Source organism: Paenibacillus sp. W2I17 (genome assembly GCF_030815985.1).
Lineage (GTDB): Bacteria > Bacillota > Bacilli > Paenibacillales > Paenibacillaceae > Paenibacillus.
In genome coordinates this window covers 4,337,017-4,359,015 of record NZ_JAUSXM010000001.1, presented here as the reverse complement: position 1 = coordinate 4,359,015, position 21,999 = coordinate 4,337,017, and the positions used below count along the sequence as shown (strand labels likewise).

16 protein-coding genes and 1 pseudogene are annotated in these 21,999 nt (G+C 48.0%); 14 read left to right on the top strand and 3 right to left on the bottom strand.

The window, feature by feature from the left end:
* Positions 1 to 796: 796 nt before the first annotated feature.
* The 9 genes and pseudogenes from QF041_RS19535 (at position 797) to QF041_RS19495 (ending at position 15,856) form a co-directional block, all read left to right on the top strand.
* Positions 797 to 2,209 (top strand): alpha-L-fucosidase, encoded by a 1,413-nt coding sequence (locus tag QF041_RS19535; protein ID WP_307415379.1) that lies wholly within the window; start codon positions 797 to 799, stop codon positions 2,207 to 2,209.
* Positions 2,210 to 2,523: 314 nt separating this feature from the next.
* A complete protein-coding gene (locus QF041_RS19530) occupies positions 2,524 to 3,501 on the top strand; it encodes an ABC transporter permease (protein ID WP_373461350.1) in 978 nt (325 codons plus the stop codon).
* A gap of 15 nt (positions 3,502 to 3,516) precedes the next feature.
* Entirely contained in the window at positions 3,517 to 4,425 is a 909-nt protein-coding gene (locus QF041_RS19525; protein ID WP_307415378.1) for a carbohydrate ABC transporter permease, read from the top strand.
* A 129-nt stretch (positions 4,426 to 4,554) separates the two neighbouring features.
* A complete protein-coding gene (locus QF041_RS19520) occupies positions 4,555 to 6,192 on the top strand; it encodes a type 2 periplasmic-binding domain-containing protein (RefSeq protein WP_307415377.1) in 1,638 nt (545 codons plus the stop codon).
* A 175-nt stretch (positions 6,193 to 6,367) separates the two neighbouring features.
* Entirely contained in the window at positions 6,368 to 8,587 is a 2,220-nt protein-coding gene (locus QF041_RS19515; RefSeq protein ID WP_307415376.1) for a helix-turn-helix domain-containing protein, read from the top strand.
* 45 nt (positions 8,588 to 8,632) lie between these two features.
* Positions 8,633 to 10,946 (top strand): annotated as a pseudogene (locus QF041_RS19510) (glycoside hydrolase family 3 N-terminal domain-containing protein).
* A complete protein-coding gene (locus QF041_RS19505; protein WP_307415375.1) occupies positions 10,943 to 14,077 on the top strand; it encodes an alpha-mannosidase in 3,135 nt (1,044 codons plus the stop codon). Before QF041_RS19510 ends, QF041_RS19505 begins: the two are co-directional and overlap by 4 nt.
* Before the next feature lie 18 nt (positions 14,078 to 14,095).
* Positions 14,096 to 14,971 carry a sugar phosphate isomerase/epimerase family protein gene (locus tag QF041_RS19500; protein WP_036674684.1) on the top strand — a complete coding sequence of 292 codons (876 nt, stop codon included), beginning with the start codon at positions 14,096 to 14,098 and terminating at the stop codon, positions 14,969 to 14,971.
* Positions 14,972 to 14,983: 12 nt separating this feature from the next.
* The gene (locus QF041_RS19495) at positions 14,984 to 15,856 is read left to right on the top strand and encodes a sugar phosphate isomerase/epimerase family protein (RefSeq protein WP_307415374.1); all 873 of its coding nucleotides are present in this window, start codon (positions 14,984 to 14,986) and stop codon (positions 15,854 to 15,856) included.
* A gap of 58 nt (positions 15,857 to 15,914) precedes the next feature.
* Here QF041_RS19495 and QF041_RS19490 read toward each other — a convergent pair whose 3' ends face one another.
* Complete coding sequence (locus tag QF041_RS19490; RefSeq protein WP_307415373.1) at positions 15,915 to 16,676, bottom strand: MerR family transcriptional regulator; 762 nt, start codon at positions 16,674 to 16,676, stop codon at positions 15,915 to 15,917.
* Positions 16,677 to 16,692: 16 nt separating this feature from the next.
* A complete protein-coding gene (locus QF041_RS19485; RefSeq protein WP_307415372.1) occupies positions 16,693 to 17,568 on the bottom strand; it encodes a CPBP family glutamic-type intramembrane protease in 876 nt (291 codons plus the stop codon).
* A 177-nt stretch (positions 17,569 to 17,745) separates the two neighbouring features.
* On the opposite strand from QF041_RS19485, the gene QF041_RS19480 reads away from it, so the two are divergent.
* The 3 genes from QF041_RS19480 (at position 17,746) to QF041_RS19470 (ending at position 19,207) form a co-directional block, all read left to right on the top strand.
* A complete protein-coding gene (locus tag QF041_RS19480) occupies positions 17,746 to 17,973 on the top strand; it encodes a hypothetical protein (RefSeq protein WP_017691180.1) in 228 nt (75 codons plus the stop codon).
* A gap of 79 nt (positions 17,974 to 18,052) precedes the next feature.
* Positions 18,053 to 18,613: a hypothetical protein gene (locus QF041_RS19475; protein ID WP_307415371.1), complete on the top strand. Its 561-nt coding sequence runs from the start codon at positions 18,053 to 18,055 to the stop codon at positions 18,611 to 18,613.
* Positions 18,614 to 18,778: 165 nt separating this feature from the next.
* Positions 18,779 to 19,207, top strand: coding sequence for a VOC family protein (locus tag QF041_RS19470; protein ID WP_145326348.1), 429 nt, complete (start codon positions 18,779 to 18,781; stop codon positions 19,205 to 19,207).
* A gap of 93 nt (positions 19,208 to 19,300) precedes the next feature.
* Here the strand turns inward: QF041_RS19470 and QF041_RS19465 are convergent, their stop codons facing one another.
* The gene (locus tag QF041_RS19465; RefSeq protein WP_307415370.1) at positions 19,301 to 20,158 is read right to left on the bottom strand and encodes a hypothetical protein; all 858 of its coding nucleotides are present in this window, start codon (positions 20,156 to 20,158) and stop codon (positions 19,301 to 19,303) included.
* A 416-nt stretch (positions 20,159 to 20,574) separates the two neighbouring features.
* Between QF041_RS19465 and ytxJ the strand changes: the two genes are divergently transcribed.
* On the top strand, positions 20,575 to 21,114 hold the full coding sequence (gene ytxJ / locus QF041_RS19460; RefSeq protein WP_307415369.1) for a bacillithiol system redox-active protein YtxJ: 540 nt from the start codon (positions 20,575 to 20,577) through the stop codon (positions 21,112 to 21,114).
* Between the two features lie 110 nt (positions 21,115 to 21,224).
* Positions 21,225 to 21,983 (top strand): spr1630 family ClpXP-sensitive toxin, encoded by a 759-nt coding sequence (locus QF041_RS19455; protein WP_307415368.1) that lies wholly within the window; start codon positions 21,225 to 21,227, stop codon positions 21,981 to 21,983.
* Positions 21,984 to 21,999 lie beyond the last annotated feature (16 nt).

Below are 21,999 nucleotides of genomic sequence, written 5' to 3'. Positions count from 1 at the left end.
GAGCATTTCGCTCCCTTTCAATGAAAAGCTCCGCTCCGGGCGGGTATGGATTCGTCCTCTCCGCTCATGGGTGGAGCAGAGCATGGAGCGAGCGCTAACGAATCTGAGGCGTCTTATTTAAGGATTTGAAGCCTCTTCAGAAAGCTAAGGAACCTGAGACACGCTATATGAGAATAAACAGCAGATTACAGCGTTTTTACTAGCTAATTTCGTGAAATAACGTGTCTGATGTTCCTTACAATTTAAAAAGAGGACCAAAAGGCTAAATAAGACGCCCTGAGTTCCTTAGAAAAAACTTTACTCATTCGCCAAGATCAGCCAGCTTGTATTTTCCTATATAAACAAGGGGAATAAGGGGTTCCATAGTGACTGGAGAGGGCAGCGCACTCGAAATAACGGGTTACTACGCCCTGTATAGGTTAAGCGAACCGTTTACACTAAAACGGAGAACACAAAACCAATTCAATACAACAAAGCGCACTCTCTCTGCCCTCGGATTTCCCTATAGAAACGAGGGAAATAAGGGATCCACAGCAATTGGAGAGGGTACCGCAATCGAAATAACAAAGTTACTACGCCCTTTAATAGTTAAACTAGCGTTTACGCCAAAACGGAGAGTGCAGAACCAATCTGAAGAAGCAAAGCGCTCGCCTTTATCACCGGATTTCCAACAATTATAAAGTGAAATAAAAGAAATCCGGGGATAACAGCGATCGAAAGATGGTACTGCAATCGGAGTGACCAGGCGTAACATGCATGGTTTATCTTTTATCTAATCCAAAGGAGATGAAACAGGATGAGCGAAACCAAAGAAACCGTACTGGAGAAGGAAGAGCAGATTGTCGAAGCCGGCGTGCATAATTTTAGCAAAGAGGAAGAGTGGATCAAACCGGAAGATCCACTGCTGAATGAGCGGCTGGAGTGGTTCAAGGACCAGAAGCTGGGGCTGATGATGCACTGGGGGCCGTATTCCCAGCTTGGTCTCGTGGAATCCTGGGCGCTAAGCGACGAGGATGGCGATTGGTCGCGCGACGACATCGACTGGACGGATGACATGGAAGACTTCAAACGGGAATATTTCGATCTGAACAAAACCTTCAATCCGATTCGCTTCCAGCCCGAGCAATGGGCACAGATGGCGGCAGATAACGGGTTCAAATACTTCCTGTTCACCACCAAGCACCATGACGGTTTCTGCATGTGGGATACCAAGACGACGGATTACCGGATTACGGGGAAGGACACGCCTTTTCATACCCATAAGTATGCAGACATCTGTCGAGCGCTATTTGACGCTTTCCGGGCCAAAGGACTCGGCATCTCAGCGTACTTCTCCAAAGCGGACTGGCATACCCCGTATTACTGGGCACCGGGCATGGAACGTGGTCGTCATATGTGGCGCGGGCCCTCGTATGATCCCCATAAGTATCCGTGGCTGTGGGAGAAATTCGTGGAGTTCACACATGAGCAGATCATGGAGCTGCTGACGAATTACGGACGGATCGAATGTCTGTGGCTGGATGCCGGCTGGGTGCGCGAAGGTCGCCACGGTCAGGATATCAGGCTTGGTGAAGTCGTGGAACAGGCGCGTCAGACCACCCAGCCTTGGCTCCTGTCCGCAGATCGCACCGTGGGTGGGCCGTATGAGAATATCGTTACCCCCGAGCAGACCATACCGGAACATCCGATGAACATTCCATGGGAAAGCTGTATTACCGTGGGTAACTCCTTTGCTTTTGGATTCGATGATCAATATAAAACGGGAAGACAGCTGGCACATATTCTGCTTGAAGTCGTGTCCAAGGGCGGTAACCTGGCGCTGAATGTAGGACCACAGCCCGATGGGCGTCTGCCAAAAGGGGCAATTCGAGGCATCAAGGGCCTCGGAGAATGGTTGGGTACTCATGGAGAAGGCGTCTATGGAACCCGGATCTGCGGGCCATATTTCACGAAAGATTGGGCTTTCACACAGAAAGAAGAGATCAACACCGTATATGCCTTCCGGATATACCGAAACGAGAATGAGACCGTACAACCACAGTTAATCATTCCTTATCTGGAAAAGGTAGAGCGGATCGAACTCGTCGGTAGCGATGACGTACTTTCGTATCAGCAGACGGAAGATGGACTTCTTGTGGATCTGCCCCAATCCGCTGCAACGAGTGAAGCGCCGATCACACATACGTTCAGATTGATCACAAGCGCATAGAATACCATGTCAATTCCGGGGGAGATATAACAGCCTCCGGGATTTTTATATTCATACATAAGGGACATAATTCCCAATAGAAATGGCCCGAAATCGCTTGAAACATAAGGGTTTTTAGAATAAAGAGAAGTCGGAGAAAATTGCAAATTGATAAAAGATTACTGTACGAGGTACTATCAAATCAAGAAAGCGCTACCTGATATGAATGTTTACATCATCTTTGTTAAACAAGGAACTTGGAACAGAAAAAAGGATGTTTAAGGGATGTAAATGTAATGTATTATTACACTTGAGGTGTAGAAGGAGTGACGCAAATGAGTCGAGCTACGGAAAGCATACCCGCCAAGATGGAACTCCAACAGAGGAAACATGTGGAGCCCAAGCGGCAGCATCCATTCATCAAAAGCCTCAAGAAACACTGGGAGCTCTACCTGCTCGTGCTGCCCCCGGTATTGTATCTGTTGATCTTCAAGTACATTCCTATGGTGGGTGTCCAGATCGCCTTCAAGGACTTCAATGTAGTCAAAGGAATCTGGGGAAGCCCGTGGGTCGGATTGAAACACTTTGAAGCCTTCTTCCAATCTCCAAACTTTTGGCTGTTAATCAAAAACACGATAGGCATCAGCTTTTATTCCTTAATTGCTGGTTTCCCCATTCCGATCCTTCTGGCGCTGGCGCTGAATGAGATTCGAACGGGTTACTTCAAAAAGACCGTGCAGATGGTTACCTACGCTCCGCATTTTATCTCAACGGTTGTTATGGTATCCATTATCATTCTGATGCTTTCCCCGCATGTCGGCGTGGTAGACAAGCTGTTCACACTGCTCGGCTTCCCGATGACCAACTTCATGGGCATCCCGGAATACTTCAAATCGATCTATGTCTGGTCCGGAGTATGGCAGGGCATGGGATATTCATCAATTATATATATCGCAGCTCTTGCCGGTGTTGATCCATCTCTCTATGAAGCAGCAAAGATGGACGGTGCATCAAGGCTTCGAAAAATATGGCACATCGACCTCCCATCGCTCGTTCCAGTCACCGTTATCATGCTGATTCTGAGTCTGGGCAGCATTATGGGCGTGGGCTTTGAGAAAATATACCTGATGCAGAATCCACTCAACACAAGCGCTTCGGAGGTCATCTCCACGTATGTGTACAAGGTGGGTCTGATCGGAGCCAATTTCAGCTTCTCCTCGGCAGTTGGGTTCTTCAACTCCATTATCAACCTGATCCTGCTGGTTATCGTCAACGGCATATCGCGCAAAGTATCCCAGAACAGCTTGTGGTAAAGGAGGAGCTTATCCATGTTCAACCTGATTAATCGTAACCGGATCAAGGACCCGCTTGGTGACCGCATTTTCATGATACTTAACTACATCTTTCTGTTTGCCATACTGCTAACGGTGTTTTACCCGCTCTTGTATATCATCAGTTCTTCGTTTAGCTCTTCACGAGCCGTGACATCCGGTCAGGTGTGGCTGTTCCCGGTAGACTTTAACTTCAAGGCGTACATCTCCATTTTCAAAAGCCAACAGCTTATGCTCGGTTTCTATAACACGATCATTTACACCGTGGTGGGTACGTTCATTAACGTAGTGCTGACCGTCATGCTGGCATATCCTTTGTCACGCAAATCGTTCTATGGACGAGGGGCCATCATTATTTTCATGATGATCACGATGTTCTTTGATGGTGGTCTGATTCCCACCTACTTGTTGATGAAGGATTTGCACCTGCTGGATACACGCTGGGCGATGTGGTTGCCCGGGGCGCTCGCGGTGTTCCAGGTCATCGTGGCAAGGACTTTCTTCCAATCTTCCATCCCGGAAGAACTCGGGGAGGCCGCGGAAATGGACGGTTGCCGGGATATCCGGTATCTGATCAGCGTAGTTCTTCCCTTATCAAAGCCCATTCTGGCAGTCATGACACTCATGTATGCCGTAGGTCACTGGAATGCGTACTTTGATGCATTGATCTACCTGCGTTCCGAGAAATTGTTCCCTCTACAATACGTGCTTCGCAATCTGCTTATCCTGAACGCGGCTGATCCGGCGATGCTCGCCAATACCAGCCAACAGATGCGGGACCAAGGCTTCGAGCAGGTGTTGAAATATGCACTGATCGTTGTGGCGAGTATTCCAATTCTGATCATGTATCCATTTGTACAGAAGCATTTTGTCAAAGGGGTCATGGTTGGTTCCCTCAAAGGTTAATCCTAGTGAGTTAAGCCCGGTTGCCTCTTGAAAGGAGGTGGAAGGAACACGCCGGCTTCCGGGATCGATTTTATACACGTGCACTACAAGTCAATAATTTGCCGTTATGAACAAAAAGGAGGAGTCAGATTGAGAAAATCTTGGATTTCGATGTTGTTTCTGGTCTTTGCTTCGATGGCTTTGTTGTCCGCGTGCAGTTCATCCGAGGAATCGGGTGGAAGTAGCGACGGTAGCGGGGAGAGCGGCGGTCCTGTAACCATGACTCTCTTTGCTCCGCAAGGCAAAGCGTCCATGGAAGAGAATGAATTTACCCAATTTATCGAAGACAAGTTCGACGTTACCCTAAAATGGGATCTGGCCCCAACGGATGCTTTGCAGGATCGCAGACAATTGCTGCTGGCTAGTGGTGATTATCCGGAAGTGTTTCTTCACGGCAAGTTCACCACCTCAGACCTTCAAACCTATGGAAAACAGGGCGTGTTCCTTCCGCTACAGGATCTGATTAAGGAGTATGGTCCGAATCTGACCAAGATTATGGAAGAGAAGCCATACTTCAAAGAAGCCATCACGGCACCGGACGGCAACATCTATGCGCTGCCGATCTTCAATGAATGTTACCACTGTACGTATGCACAGAAATACTGGATCAACACGGAATGGCTCGATAATCTGGGTCTGAAAATGCCAACCACAACTGATGAACTTTATACCGTTCTGAAGGCGTTTAAGACACAAGATCCAAACGGTAACGGGAAAGCGGACGAGATTCCACTCACGGGCGCACCGAACAAGTATGTATGGAATGGCAACATTGATGCCTACCTGATGAATAGCTTTATATACAATGATAACGACAAATACCTGATCGTGAACGATGGCAAGGTGAGTTTTGCCGCCAATCAGGAAGGCTGGAAGAAAGGGCTGGAGTACATGAACAAGCTCTATGCAGATGGCCTGATTGATCCGGCTTCTTTTACACAGAACGATCAGGCGATTGGACAGCTGGGCAACAAGGAAGGCGATGAAGTGGTCGGCTCCATTACAACGGCGCTGGTCAGTTATCTCGTGAATACTTATGACAAAGATATCACCCGTCACCAGCACTGGGAGATCGTTCCTCCATTGAAAGGACCGGATGGAGTGCAGACGACAGGCGCCACGCAGAGCGTAGGTGAGTTTGAGTTTGCCATCACGAACAAAGCGACAGAAGCACAGCAGATTGCCGCCATCAAAATCGTAGACTACATGTTCAGTGAAGAAGGTGCGCTGTACGCGGAGTATGGACCAACTGAAGGCAAGGGCTGGAAGAAGGCAGATGCCGATGAGAAAAACATCAATGGCGAGCCGGCCAAATACAGCTACTACAACCTGCCTGAGCGTGATCCAAACGTTGTTGTGAACGAGAGTTGGTCACAGATCGGAGCACATGACTTGTCCAACACGTTCCGTAATCTGTTTGCGGAAGGACAGAATCCTTTAGAAGCAGAGGGTTATGGTACACGTCTGGCTCAAGCAACCAATGTGTATGAACCTTATGCACCCAAAGAAGTATACCCTGCGAACGTATTTATTCGTCCAGAGGATACGGAATCAGCTGCACAACTGACTACGGCCATCAAGGATTATGTGCAGACGAATATGGCACAGTTCATTATTGGCAGCAAGAGCATTGAAAAGGAATGGGATTCGTATGTCAAAGGCTTCGATGGTCTCGGACTGAGTAATTACCTTGAGATCTACCAGCGTGCCATTGAGAAGAATCAATAATTGGAGGATTCAATATAGAGGCTGTCCCGTCTGTCACCCGTGACCGGGACGGTCTTCTCCTATGACAACCCCACGTCATCCGATATAATGTACTGAATATTTATGGAAAATTAGCGATCAGCACAGATGTTTGTCGTCATTCAGCATGAACAGTAACGGTGGGGGGATCTCGGAGATGAACAACAATTGGTTTAGACGTTTGCTGTTATCGTATCTGCCTGTTTTCTTTATTGTGACGACCATTCTATTCTTTATTTTCTTTCAAGTATTCAATGAACAGAACCGTAGAGAAGCGCTCAAGGCCAATGAATTTCTGGCCTCTCAGGTCACGCAATATCTGGACAACTCCCTGCGTTCCATCGACTTCAAGGTACTGCGTGAGATTTTGACCAACCCTAACTTGAAGAATTATTTCTCGGTATCTGGCAGCGATGATGTGTATGCCGGCATTCAGGCGGTCCAGGTGGTTGATGAATTGAAAATAGAGTATCCGCTGATTGATTCGATTTATCTCGTTCGATACGGGGATGGCACGGTCTTCAGTAACGGGAAGGCTGTTCCGATTGAAGAGTTCCCGGATGCAGACTTTATTGCAGACAGCCGGACGAGGGATGAACAGAAATGGGCAGGAGCACGAGCGTTCCGGGCTTTTCCATCGCAAGCGACTGAGCAAGTGATTACGATTGTGCGCAGTGTAGGAAACGGCAAAGGACTTGTGGTCACAAACGTGGACCTGAGTACCCTGAGAAAATCCATTATGCAGATGTATGATCCGGAATTTACGTTTGTGAACATCTTCAACCGTTCGGGCGGCAATCTGTGGGATAGCAGCATGCCAGGAGGGGCTGCAGCTTCTACTAAAACCGCGTCGGGAGAAGTCTTCTCCGAATTTACGTCGAGTTATAGCGGTTGGAAGGTGCAGACAGGTCTCAATAATGGAAAAATCGTCAAATGGACTCTGCAATTTTATAATATCTGGTTTGCTTTTGCTGTAGTGGTTGTGTTGATTGGTGTGGTATGGGTGATCTATGTGACCCGCAGAAACTACAAGCCGATTCAGCAGATTGTCACATTAATTCAGACCGTCTCTTCGCAGAAGCAATCTGGACTGAACTATGGCAAGGAGAATGAGTTCCGATTCATCCATACAACACTGGAACGCATGATTGATCAGACGAGGCAATATCAGGAGGAGCATGAAGAGAATCTGATTTTGCAGAAAAAAATGTTCTTTCAGGAGTTGCTGGAGGGCACACGAGACTTTACAAGCACGGAGCTGACAGCGGAGATGAAGAAGTTCAAACTGCCTGAGCTGGAGCATCGTTGGGCCGTCATGGTAGTTGAGATGGATCGGTATGATGCATTTGTGAAGGAGTATCATGATCAGGACCAATCCCTCCTGAAATTTGTGTTATCCAGTATTCTGCAGGAGAGTGCCCGCCATGAAGGAACAGAAGTATGGGCTGAATGGATCTCCGATCAGCGTCTGTACGCCATCCTCTGGATTCCAGAAATGGATCAAGCTGAGGAGACCGAGCATCGATTGCTCACTGGTTATTTAGACAGAATCGATCAGTATCTGAACTTCACCGTGACCATTGGTGTTGGTCGGGTTGCTGTCGATATTCGGGGGTTGAGAGCTTCATTGAAAGAAGCTGTGCACGCGCTGGAGTACAAGGCTGTACTGGGGATAAATCGCATCATTCCGTGTAGTGATGTGCCGAATTCGACCAATGATGTATATGAGTTCCTGAAGACCATCTCACTGCTGGTACAGGCGATGCGTTTATCGGACGATGTGTGGGAAAAGCATTTTGAAAGACTGTTTGAACAAATTAGTGAGTCCGTTCTGTCCCGTCAGGAGATTATGAATACAATCCAATTGTTATTTCAACATTACAATCGGGAATTCGCCGAACTTCCACGGGAATATCAGGAGTCATGGGCTGCTATATTCACCCCGCTTCTTCCAAGGCTTGAGGGCTGGGAGACGTTAGACGATCTGCGTGAGCTGTGTTGGGAAGGGTTCAGGGAACTGGCGCTGCAGATGCAGACGCTGCATTGTTCCCGAAAACACAGATCACATATTTTGGAGATTCGCAAATACATCGAAGAGCATTACAACAATCCAGATCTTTCACTGAACTACCTTAGTGATCTATTCGATATTAATCCGAAGTATCTGAGCAAGCTTTTCAAGGATGAGATTGGGGAGAAGTTTGTGGATCTGCTCATTAGCCATCGCATCGAAAAAGCCAAGCTGCTCATGCAGGAGACGGATAAGGCTATTCAGGAGATCAGTGAGGAAGTGGGATACACAAACTATAATTCCTTCAACCGGGCTTTCAAGAACGTGGTGGGTGTGGCACCAAGTGACTACCGCAAAGCCATGTGAGTGCTTGCACCTAACTAATTCCGAACGCATAAGGAGAATGTGCATATGGACTATAAAGATGCTTCGCTTCCCATTCAGGAGCGGGTTCAGGATCTGATCGGACGGATGACAACGGCAGAGAAGATTGGACAACTCATTCAGCCCATGGGATGGAAGACGTATGATAAAGCAGCTGATGGTACAGTACAGGTGACGGAAGAGTTCAAAGCGGACATGGAACAGGGCGGTGTCGGTTCTCTGTATGGTGTGCTTCGGGCCGATCCATGGACTGAAGTGACGCTGGAAACGGGGCTTACTCCACGGCAGGGAGCCGTTGCCACAAATGTCATTCAGCAGTATGCCATGGAGCATTCTCGGCTGGGCATACCCATTTTGTTCGGAGAAGAGTGTTCCCACGGGCATATGGCGATCGGGGCAACAGTTTTTCCGGTACCGATAATGGTGGGCAGCACATGGAATATGGAGTTATACCGCAAGATGTGTGAAGCCATCGCTGTGGAGACCCGGAGTCAGGGGGGAGCGGCAACGTATTCCCCGGTGCTTGATGTCGTGCGTGACCCGAGGTGGGGACGGACGGAGGAATGTTTTGCCGAAGATCCATACTTAATCGGTGAATTTGCAGTAGAAGCGATGAAGGGACTGCAGGGTGACCGCCTTGATTCCAACCAGACAATTGTGGCGACACTCAAGCATTTTGCGGCTTATGGCAGCTCAGAGGGTGGACGTAATGCTGCTCCGGTGCATATGGGATTACGTGAATTGCATGAAATAGATCTGTTGCCGTTCAAAAAAGCAGTGGAAGCCGGGGCTTGCTCCGTGATGACCGCATATAACGAAATTGATGGGGTACCTTGCACGTCCAGTACGTATCTGCTGAATGACCTTCTGCGTGAGCAGTGGGGTTTTGATGGGTTTGTGATTACTGATTTTGGCGCCATTCAGATGCTGGTCCATGGACATAACACCGCTGAGAACGGGGAGCAGGCTGTAGCACAGTCCCTTCAGGCAGGGGTAGACATGGAGATGTCCGGGTACATGTACCGCAAACATCTCGGTCAGGCGTTGGAGCAGGGATTAATCGAAGAGAAGGATCTGGACTTGGCTGTGCGGCGGGTGCTGGAGATGAAATTCAGACTTGGGTTATTCGAACAGCCTTTCGTTGATCCAGAGTTTGCAGAGCGGGTTATCGGATGTGAAGACCATACTCAGCTGGCGAGGGAAGTTGCACAAGAGGGGATTGTTTTACTGAAAAATGAGGGAAATACTCTTCCGCTTGCCAAAACAGGTACAAAGCTAGCTGTCATTGGTCCGAACGCGAACCATATCTATAACCAACTTGGGGACTATACCTCGCCACAGCCGAGAGAACAGATCGTCACGGTACTGGATGGCATTACACGCAAGCTTGGCGCGGATTCGGGTCAGGTGTTGTACGCACCTGGCTGCCGGATTAAAGGCGATTCCAGAGAAAGGTTTTGCGCAAGCGCTCGCCTGTGCGGAACAGGCGGATGTCATCGTGATGGTGATGGGTGGTTCCAGCGCTCGCGATTTTGGTGAAGGTACGATCGATTTGCGGACAGGTGCTTCAGTGGTGACCGATGATCCATGGAACGACATGGAGTGTGGCGAGGGCATTGACCGGGCTTCCCTGAATCTCATGGGTGTTCAATTGGAGCTGGTGCAGGAGGTACATAAGCTGGGGAAACCTGTTATCGTGGTTTATATTAACGGCCGACCCATTGCTGAACCTTGGATTGATGAGCATGTCCATGCCATTGTGGAAGCGTGGTACCCCGGACAGGAAGGTGGTAACGCCATTGCAGATATTCTGTTTGGCGATGTGAATCCATCGGGGCGCCTTACCGTCTCCATTCCCAAGCATGTTGGGCAACTTCCGGTCTACTATCATGCCAAACGCACTCGTGGCAAGCGGTATCTGGAGATGGATCTGGCGCCGCAGTATCCGTTTGGACACGGACTGAGTTATACCGAATTCAAATACGAGAATGTAAGAGTAATGCCAGAAGTCATCGGCCCGGACGATGAAGCACAGGTGATGGTTGAAGTCACGAATACCGGAGCGGTATCGGGAAGCGAGGTTGTGCAGTTGTACATCACGGATGTGTCGGCTTCGGTTACGCGGGCTGAAATGTCACTTAAGGGTTTTCGTAAAATTCATCTGGAGCCAGGACAGACCCAGACCGTTACATTCCCTGTGCAAAAAGAACATCTCGCACTGATCGACTCTCGTCTCCAGTCTGTCGTAGAAGCGGGTGAATTCAGGCTCATGGTTGGCCGTAGTTCCAAAGATTGGACCGCCTGCAGTCTGCACATCCAGAAGGTGGGGGTGGAGGTATGATTCGAATTCAGCGATTCATCGAAGATCTGAAACAGCAGCAATGGCTGGATACGATCGAGCTTCCAGCGTGGGAGATGCAGAGAGCCAGATACATTCGGCCAGGGGAATACGAGTATGAGCACGCACATGAAAATGAAGATGAGCAGGCAAACAAGGCCATGCAAAGCTTGAATCCGCTGAACAGCGTACACGGCACGACATATTTTCTGAGCAAACGTGTGGAAATTCCGGCGGAATGGCAAGATCAGGCTGTTGGGCTGATCTTCGAGGCTGGAGGAGAAGGGCTGCTGAAGGTGAACGACATGCCTTATCATGGACTGGATCGGAATCACGGGTTCGTACCCCTTCCGAGGAGTCGGGTAGGGAATACGCCGCAGTTGGAGATTGAACTCTACGATCCGATTCCAGAGCCGCATGATCCACTCAACCGACAAGCTGTTATTCAGCCGCCCATTCGGGGCATTCGAGCAGCATTGGTTCATGTTAACCAGCCACTCCAGAGCCTGATGTACAGCGTTACGGTACTCGCTGAGTCGCTCCGGGCATATAACGAGAAGGAGCCCAAGCGGATGGCAATTGTTCAGGCTATTCATCAGGTGATGGATAACATGTACAATGACCCGGAACGCTGGAGTGATGCAGCCTGGATACAGAACTTCGAATATGCATTAGCACAGTCGGTACAGCAGGAAGACCCGGAGGAATATCGAAGTGGCTTCATGCATCTGGTTGGACAATCCCACATTGATATAGCCTGGCTGTGGCCTGTACGTGAGACGATTCGCAAGTCCAGTCGCACGTTCTCGACCATGTGTACCTTGATGGACACGTACCCGGATTTTGTGTATTCCCAGAGCCAGCCGCAGTTGTATGCCTTCGTGAAGGATCATTACCCGGAGTTGTACGAGCGAGTTAAAGCCCGCATTGCTGAAGGACGCTGGGAATTGGTTGGAGGCATGTGGGTCGAGCCGGATCTGAATATTCCGAGTGGCGAGTCGTTAGTTCGGCAGATTCTGTATGGACAGAACTTCTATCAGGCCGAGTTTGGCAAACGCTCCAACATCGAGTGGCTGCCGGATACCTTTGGCTACTGTGCTTCCTTGCCGCAGATGCTGAAGCTTGCGGATATTCCTTATTTTATGACCACGAAGCTGAATTGGAATGATACCAATGCGTTTCCGTATGACCTCTTTGACTGGGTAGGCATTGATGGTACTTCCGTACTCGCTTATCTGAATCATGGGGTGAATGAGCATACACGGCCCAAAGATGTGGATGAACATTGGCAATCATATAAACAAAAGGATGTGCACCCTGAGCAAATGTTGCTTTACGGACATGGCGATGGTGGTGGCGGCGTGACGAATGAGATGGTGGAGTTTGCGGAGCGATCCCACTTGATGGTGGGACAGCCGATCAGCAAATTCAGCACAGCAGGAGCTTTTTTTGAAGATATATCATTAAATAAGCCGACGTTGCCAAAGTGGCACGGGGACCTGTACCTGGAACTGCATCGCGGAACCTATACGACCCATGCAAGGAACAAACGTAGCAACCGTAAGGCAGAGGTATTATATCGGGAAGCGGAAATCTGGGGGCAATTTGCCGGGGCTTCTTACGGCGCGCACACGAAGAATGACCTGGATGAAGGCTGGAAGCTGATCATGCTCAACCAATTCCATGACATTATTCCGGGAACGTCGATTCCTGAAGTATACGTAACGTCTACCGAGGAGTACACGAAGGTATTTGCATTAGGTACATCCGCACTGCGGGAAACGCTGACTAACCTTGCGGAGAACATTGCAACAGGTGAAGTGGATGGTCTCCCCTACATTATATTTAACAGCCTCGGCTGGGAACGTGGGGAAAATATCACCATTACAGGGGATGCTCACCTCGCCAGAATGGCAGCATTCGATCGTCAAGGGAACCGACTGATCTGTGATCTCGAACAAAAGGAAGACAAGTATACGTTGCTTGTGCATGTTCCATCGATTCCTGCTTTTGGGTATACAACCATATGGCTGCGCGACGCATCGGATGTTATCCTTCCAGTAAGGGAAGAAAAATCCTTCCCTTCCACGTGGGAAACCGAATTTTACACGCTTGAGTTCAATGATTTGGGGGAGATCACTCGATGGTATGACAAAACGGTAGGACGCGACTGGCTGAAGCCCGGTGATCGGGCGAATGAGTGGCAGTTTTTCCACGACAAACCGACGTACTGGGATGCTTGGGATATCGATCCACGATTTGAATCCCAGCGGGCAGGTGCGGTGCAGCTGATCTCCAGAGAGGTTGTACAGCACGGGGCTACGCGAGATGTACTGCGTTTTGTCTGGAAGCTGAATCAATCGGAGATCAGTCAGGATATCATTTTGCATCGTTACCAGCGGCGTGTTGATTTCCATACAAAAGTGAAATGGAATGAGAGTCATAAGCTGCTCAAGGTGGCATTTCCGGTGGATCTGGTGGCAGCCAAAGCAGCCTATGAAATCCCGTTTGGAGCGTTGGAGCGTCCAACCCATAACAACACCAGTTGGGAGCAGGCGCAGTTCGAGGTCTGCGGGCATCGTTGGGCGGATATCTCGGAGGGAAACAGCGGTGTGAGTTTACTGAATGATTGCAAGTACGGGTATGACATCAAGGATCGGACGATCCGCCTGTCCCTGCTTCGTGCCCCAAAATGGCCAGATGAACATGCCGATCAGGGCGATCATGAATTCACGTATTCGATCCTGCCCCACCAGGGCGATTGGCGACAAGCTGCCGTCGTTCGCCGGGCGATGGAGCTGAATCATCCGGTGGAGGTTGTTGCTGCGAGTCCATCTTCGGGTCACTTGCCAGCTGAACATGCTTGGGTTCGGTTCCACAGTGAGCATGTCATTCTGGATGCCATTAAGGCTGCGGAAGATGGCTCGGGAACGGTGCTGCGTTTCTACGAATCATCAGGGGGTCGGGAAACGGTGCAGGTTCAGTGGGCTGAAAAGGAAATCAAAGCGTCCATCATTAATCTGCTGGAGGATGAGATCCATCCGTTTGTTTGTCCAAACGGGGCATTCGAACTGACATTCAAGCCTTATGAGATTAAATCGGTGAAGCTTGTTCCAGTGAATCCAAATACGTAAATTTTCAGGAGGTATGAGATGAAATTAACGAATAAGATCGGTGTCATCGTGGATAGCTTTGGTGTAGGCGTACGGGAAGGGTTGAACAAAGCCAAAGACGTAGGTGCAGAAGGTGTGCAGATCTATGCCGTCAAGGGAGAGATGGACCCTGAAAATTTGTCGCCTGCGGCGCGTAAGGAGTTGAAGAGTTACATCGATTCGCTAGGTCTCGACATTTCAGCATTGGTCGGTGACCTGGGCGGACATGGGTTTCAGGTCAAGGAAGATAATCCGTGGAAAGTGGAGAAGTCGAAGCGGATCGTGGATCTGGCCCTCGATCTGGGTACCAACATCGTCACCACACATATCGGCATTGTTCCACATGACCCTTCATCGGAGGTCTACGCTACGCTGCACGCTGCTTGTGAGGAACTGGGTCAATACGCGAAAAGTGTTGGTGCATACTTTGCCATTGAGACAGGACCGGAAACGGCTGCTGATTTGAAAGGATTCCTGGATACACTGTCCACCAACGGAGTATCGGTGAATTTTGACCCGGCGAATATGGTAATGGTGACCGGAGATGATCCGGCGCGGGGCGTTCATCTGCTCAAGGATTACATCGTACATACCCATGTGAAGGATGGTGTGCGGCTGAAGGAAGTTGACCCACGAGACGTATACGGAGCGGTCGGTTATGCCCCTATGGATCACGATAAGATTGCCGAGATGGTCTCTTCCGGGACTTTCTTCCGTGAGGTGCCGCTGGGCGAGGGTGGCGTTGATTTTGACGGATACTTTGCAGCGCTTCAGGAGATTGGTTACACCGGTTATCTGACGATTGAACGTGAGGTTGGGCATCAGCCGGAGCAGGACATTCGCAAGGCAGTTCAATTTATTCAACAATATCGATAGGGAGCTGAGCAGATGAAAGTGGGCCTGAGCACGTATAGTTTGTTGAACGATTTGAATTCGGGTGAGATGACGGTGCTGGATGTGATCGACTGGATTGCGGCGAACGGCGGCGAGCATATGGAGATGGTGCCTTACGGTTATACCGTGGAGGATAATCACGATCTGGCGGATGCGATTCGGGAACGGGCAGCGACTGCGGGTATTGAACTGTCCAACTACTCGATGCCAGCGAATTTCGTGCAGGAGACGGAAGAGGCGTTTGCAGAAGAGATGGCTCGGGTCAAAGGACATGTGGATGTCGTACACCGGATGGGTGTAAAACATATGCGTCATGACGTCACGGCGTTTACCCTGCCAAAGGAGAAGATGACCATCACCTGGTTCGAGGAACATCTGCCGCTGATGGTGCGGGGAAGCCAGATTATTGCGGACTATGCCGCACAGTTTGGCATCACGACAACCATTGAGAATCACGGCTTCAGCGTGCAGGCGAGTGACCGGGTGCAGCGTGTCCTGCATGCTGTAGATCGTCCGAACTTCAAAACAACACTCGATATTGGCAACTTCATGTGTGTGGATGAGAATCCGATCATCGGCGTCATGAAAAATCTGCCGTACGCTTCTCTGGTCCACTTCAAAGATTTCTACTTCCGTCCTTATGATGAGCATCCGGGTGAGGGTGAATGGTTTACGACAGCCTACGGTAACTTCCTGCGAGGAGCGATCGTTGGACAAGGGGACATTCCGATCCGCAAAATTGTAAAGTTGATCAAAGACTCCGGCTATGATGGCAACATTACGGTGGAGTTCGAAGGCATGGAGGAGTGTAAATCCGCATCCAAAATCGCCATGGACAACCTGCGCCGCTTCTGGGAAGAGGCGTAACGAAACACAACGAAGCATAACGAGGGAATGGATCAAGGGCCACTTTTCGAAGTGGCTCTTATTGTTGATCATCAGGATTCTGGACTGTCCATCGGTCCAGGATCATTTCGATGTAACGCATGGTATCCGTTGTCATACCATATACACGAGCTGACTGATCATCCGCTGGGGTGATATAATCCCAATATTTTTCTGCCAATTCTGCATTCCCTTGAAAAGTCCTTTCAGCATAATCAGAGATTCGGAGGGCCAGTAAACGTGAGGCTTCGGAATCCGGAGGTTCCATCTTGCATGTATGAATATCTTTAAGAATATCAGCCCATTCCATTGATAATGAATCGCTCTGATTATTCAGAGGTAACGATTCCATTTCTTCAGGTGTAAAAACATCTTGACGGAACCTGCCCGGAGGTTGATCCAGTTCACGGATGAAACCCAACATCTCATCCAGACTGATTGTACCGGAGGCTCTGATGGCATATAGGGTTGAAAAAAGAAGATGCTCGACCTTGCTTAATTTCTCCTGCTGTTCCTTAACGACGGCCAGTTGTTGTTCCAACGTATTATTCCATAAAGTGAGGGTACTCTCTGGTTCAGAGCGAGCAGCATCCTGATCGAGGAATTCTCCAATCTCATTCAATTTAAAATGCATTTTCTTCAGAATGGTAATCTGCTGAAGCCGTAAAATATCCTTTTCACCATATAAGCGATACTGATTGTTCTCATTACGGGCCGGTCGCAGTAAACCCAGCTTTTCATAATAATGAAGTGTTCGGATGGATACTCCGGTATGTTTGGATAGTTGTCCAACGGTATACAACAGGCAGATCCCTCCCTCATGATTTATGTATTCTCCACCAGCGCCATGCATTGAGCGCCGCCAGAATGATCCCACCGACGAAGATTATCATCATATACAAAATAAATATTTCGGCCAACCCGTTATCTTGCGCGGTATAGTTTAACAATGCCGGTCTATCACCTGGCACAACAACGAATCGGGCTACTTCCAGGTAAGCGATATGAAATCCGATGGAGGCCCATAAAGATCCGGTCAAACTCCGCAGAAGCTGTAACGTAATACCATAGGTCAAGAGCAGGATCATATAATCCAAGGTTATCCGGTTTCCGGCATCCATACCGACGAGCTCTTGCAATAGGCTGACACTCATCGGAACCAGCAGAAAGAGTATGATTTGAGTTACATAAGCGAAAAAAACAGGAAGTCGCAGTCTGAAGCGTAATCCATCATAGACCATGCCTCGCATGGATAGTTCCTCTGGCAAAGCTTCATACAAGAAAGCAATACAACTATTAAGTACGACAGCAAGCAAGAACTCGGCTGAGAAGTGCCACTCCGTAATCGTAATCCAGTTGTTCATACTAGCTATCGCTAACCCGATGAAGGCCAGAGAAGTGGCAAATAATGCGCCAGAGAGCAAGTGAATTATGCTTTTTCCTGTCAGAGGAAGAAGAACGGACTTCATATGGAAGTGTCTTCGAATGACGAATAATACGGGTAAGACGATACTAATAATGACAACAGCTTGGGTGAGATGAACCATCCAATCAGCAGCACCAATAGTGCCGACAAGCTCCCCTGCGAGTGTAGCAAAAAACAAACCCAATGTCATCGTTAACCAACTCATTCCAATAATGGAAATTCCACTGCTGCGTCGTTTCTTGGTTACATGTTCAGGTGACATACTCATGCTAATCCCCTCCTGTAGTCAGTATAAACCCTCGAGTTAACGTCAGGGTCAAGCAGGAAATATGCCTATCAGAATATGGTTCTGCGCAAGGATTAAGTTACGAGCAGCACAAGTGTGGTATACTGGATATATTCAGCCTGATAATAACTGGCTATGGATAGGAGATGTCACTGATCTATGCAGGTATTCGAGGACTGGAATCAGAAAGTAAAGAGGACGTTTAATGCTACGAACCCAGAGGTAGTGTTGACGGTATCGGAAGCTGGAAGTTTGCTTGGTTTGACCAAAGACCAGATGAAACTGTACGTGGACAAGAACAAACTAACGAAGGTCCCGATCATGAGAAGTGTTCACCGATACCTCTTATTGAAAAGTGAAATAGATAACATCGTTCAAGCTCGATAACTTCATAGGATTGAACACAACCATTTTACCGACAGGATTCGGGAGAGTGGTCTTTTTTTTATCGGAAAGGGGACAGAACGTGCTGAATAAAGTGTCAGGTTGGTTCTATCAGCGGGTGAATTGGAAATGGGTTGTAGCTGCGATTGTTGTTTTTGCCTGTTTTATTGCATTCATTCTGCCCTGGCAGGCGGCAAAGTCGGAGGAAGCCACAGGTGGTGGGCAGTCCCCGGATACCTCTTTTTTGTACACTGCAAATGATCTTTATCAGATGGCTGAGCAGTATGGTGAAGCAGGGCGAAGCGCCTATATTCAGGCACGATTCACATTTGACCTCATATGGCCCTTGGCCTATCTGTCCCTCTTGGTTGTTCTGTTATCGATACTCTATCGCGTGCTTCCGGTAAAGAGTCGCTGGCGTTGGGTGAATCTGATTCCGGTCTTAGGTTGGGCTATGGACATGCTTGAAAATATAGGTGCATCCCTGATCATGTATCGTTATCCTGAACGTACGCCTGTGCTTGCTGAACTCACTCCGATATTTACCCTGTTGAAATGGTGCCTGATCTATGCCAGTTTTGCAGCACTGGTTCCGGGTGTTCTGATCACGGTTCTCTATTATATACGCAAGCGCAAGAAGTAGTGGAGAGGGATGGATTAAAAATTATTTGGTAACCCTAATCGTGTAATGGTCCAACAGAAGTAGTGAGAAAATATACGCTTGTCAAAGGACAACCTGTTCATATATACTCATGTCGCAAGTGGCGTGAATCGTATAATTACATGAGCCCAAGGAGATGAAGAACGCATGTCGATCAGCTTGAATGTGTATCTGGTAACAGACGGTAATGGACGTGAAGCGGTAGAATTTTATCAAAAGGCATTTGGAGCCGAAGTGCTGGCGCTTCAAACATTTGGCGACGGTCCATCTGACCCGAATCACCCGATCCCGCCAGAAGCGAAAGACCGTATTATGCATGCTTCTTTGCAGATTGGCAGCTCGGTATTAATGTTGTCTGATACGTTTCCAGGCATGCCGCACACTGTAGGTAATCATATTACGGTTACAGTGAACACGGATACGGCGGAAGAAGCCAAAGCGATTTTCAACCAACTGCAAGATGGCGGCGAAGTGAAAATGCCGATACAAGAGACGTTCTGGAGTCCAGCCTACGGTTCGGTTGTTGACAAGTTCGGTGTACAGTTTCAGATCAGTGCTACACCGGAACAAGCTTAAGAGCGTACTCTTCACTAAATGTAGCCTTCAAATGGAAAAACCTCCGCGATCTGCTTCAGGCAGTCTTGGAGGTTTTTTGCGGTGATTGTGAGATTAACCTTCCTTTTGAATCTTGGAAGGATTGTTGATTTTATAGGGAACCGGGTTACGTGTCAGCTTCTTCTTGATAATTTTTGCTTCAAACGTGATAACATCTCCCACTTCCAGTTCTTGTTTCTTAACCGTAGCACTGTGGCTTGACCAGGCTTCCCCAACATCGATGACGTCTGGCTCCGTGATGGTAACTGCTTCATAGATAATGACTTCATCGTCATTGTCCGAGAAGTGATTCGGTACGGTGGTGAATTCTTTGACAACAGCACTCATCTTCACTTTGCCTTCTGGCAGATCAATCTTGACGGATTCGGCTTTGCTCGCTGTTTTGGCTTTGGGTTTGGCTTCATTGGCTGCCCCGGTCTGAGGTCCAACATACTCTTCCACCAGCCCGTCCGGATCACCCTTCAGCCCCGAGGAGAATTCATCTGTGTCCGTATCGTCCGAATCATCCAGATCCGCCGGAATTTTATCCGGGTTAGCCAGGGCATCAGGAGTTGGCGCAACATCAGCAGGGGTAACTGGTGCAACTGTATCCGAAATTGAGGGTTCTGTGCTTCGATCTGAACCGGCATTACTTATGCTTCTGGCACTGTAACTGGACGCTTGCATTTCCTTCAGATAAGACGGGTGAATACAATGCTTTTGTCCATTATCCAGTTGAATAACGGCTGCCATGTGATCCACATATCCAATGATGGTGCACGGCATGTTTAATCCGTTTCCTTTATAATAGAACGTTTTGAGTTTGGTCGCTTTACCCGAAAGCAGGCCCCACTCCTGACATTTCTCAATCAGCTCGTCTTCGTTATCCAGCGCAATAAAATCCTGCGGTTCAATCATAAATGCGTATGTCATATGGAATTTCCGCCCTTCCAATCCATTCTTCATGTTCATCGTTTCCAAATTACAACCAGTGTATCACAAATGAGCATTTTGCATAAATCGAAACGCTGAAATCTGTACTCGGAGATGAAGATTATCAAAGCCTGCTCGCAGAAGGCTATGCTATAATTTCATCAGAATATACGGTGGGAAGTTGTTACTATATATATTGAACTAAAGATTATTTACACAGATACTACGATGACAGAACAACCTTCCAACCGCTGTTATCCCCAGATTTTTCTGATTCCCTTTTCCTAAGGGAAAATCCGGTGATAAACGCGAACGCTTCGCTTTTTCAGGTTTTTTCTGTCCTCTCCGTTATCATGTAAATAGTTAGTTCAACTTATAAAGCCTTGATATACATATTTCGTGAAGGGAAGATCTGCATGGATAAAAAGGTGAATCATCAAGCCGTATGGCTTGCTATAGGTGTTGCCATGGGAGTCAGTATTGGTACGGCTACAAAGCAACTTGGACTCGGGATTGCTTTTGGCGTGGCGCTTGGCATTGTGATCGGTTCGGTGGTTAGCAAACGTGCAGGGTCAGACTCGGAACATATGCTCAGCGAATATGTCCGTGAATTGCACAAACCAGATGACTGGGAAGACGCGCTTCATCGCTCGCAGGATCATCCGGTGCTTATCCTGAAACACAGCACAACTTGTCCAACCAGTGCGAGAGCGTACAGAGAGTTTATGGCGTTTGTAGGCACCCATGCATCAGATCCCAAACAACCCATGGATTACCGCATCGTCAAAGTGATTGAAAATCGTTCGTTGTCCCGCCATATTGCGGAAGAGACAGAGGTTCATCATGAGTCACCACAGGTGCTTCTGCTCGATCAGGGGCAAGTTGTCAATCATACCTCCCATGGCAAAATAACAAAAAAGAGATTATTGCAGTGGGCACAAAATCCATTTGGATGAAGTGTATGAGATAGGTTTACTTTAAAAATATTAAAAAAAATCATATCTTTGCACACGAACTTCGATTAAAATATAACTTGTCTTCATATTTATGAATCGGAGTGATCTATATGGAACAATATAAGTTCAAGTCGGAACATAGTCAGATGCTTGTTGATGCTATTGTTGAAGGATACCGCGAATATATTGATCACCGTAAAGATCGGAAGAGAAACATGAAGATTAGTTCAGCCTTTGCCTGGACAAAGGGGAATTTTATTGAGAGCAAAATCGCAGATTATTGCAGTGAACAAGGATTCACTCACAAGAAATCCAAAGCAGGTTTAACATGGGATTATCTCCAGTTCACACATGAAGAATCAAAAGTTCTATTTCTGATAAAAAACGCAGCCTACTTTAATGAGAATAGTTTTTCCAGTGCCAAGCTACCTACGGGCGTTGACAACAAAGGTGCTTTCCGTACCTATTTACACGATCTCTCCAAGATTAATAACGATCTGGAATTTTCGTTGATTCAACAACGCCGTAATGAACATGGTGAGTTGGAGAGGGTTGAGCAACTTTCTTTTCCAATCTCAGAGAGTCAGGTCAGCCGTGTGAAAGAAGAACTTGAACATCTTGCATCTACATATAATGAGTTTCATATACTCACTTATGCTATTGATGATGCATACCAAATTTCGAAGGTTCAGCATTATCTGCCTAATCCGCATGATAATATCGCTTATTTTATAGAAGATTTATCAGACCTCATCTCTGGTGCTGAACTGGATGATAGTGAACGGGAGGCGCTTACGCCTGATGTGGAAGATATCGTTGATCCGGCAGCTTATGATATTGAAATTTTGGAAGGAGAACAGCGGGGGTGATTCCCTGTGTCGTTCA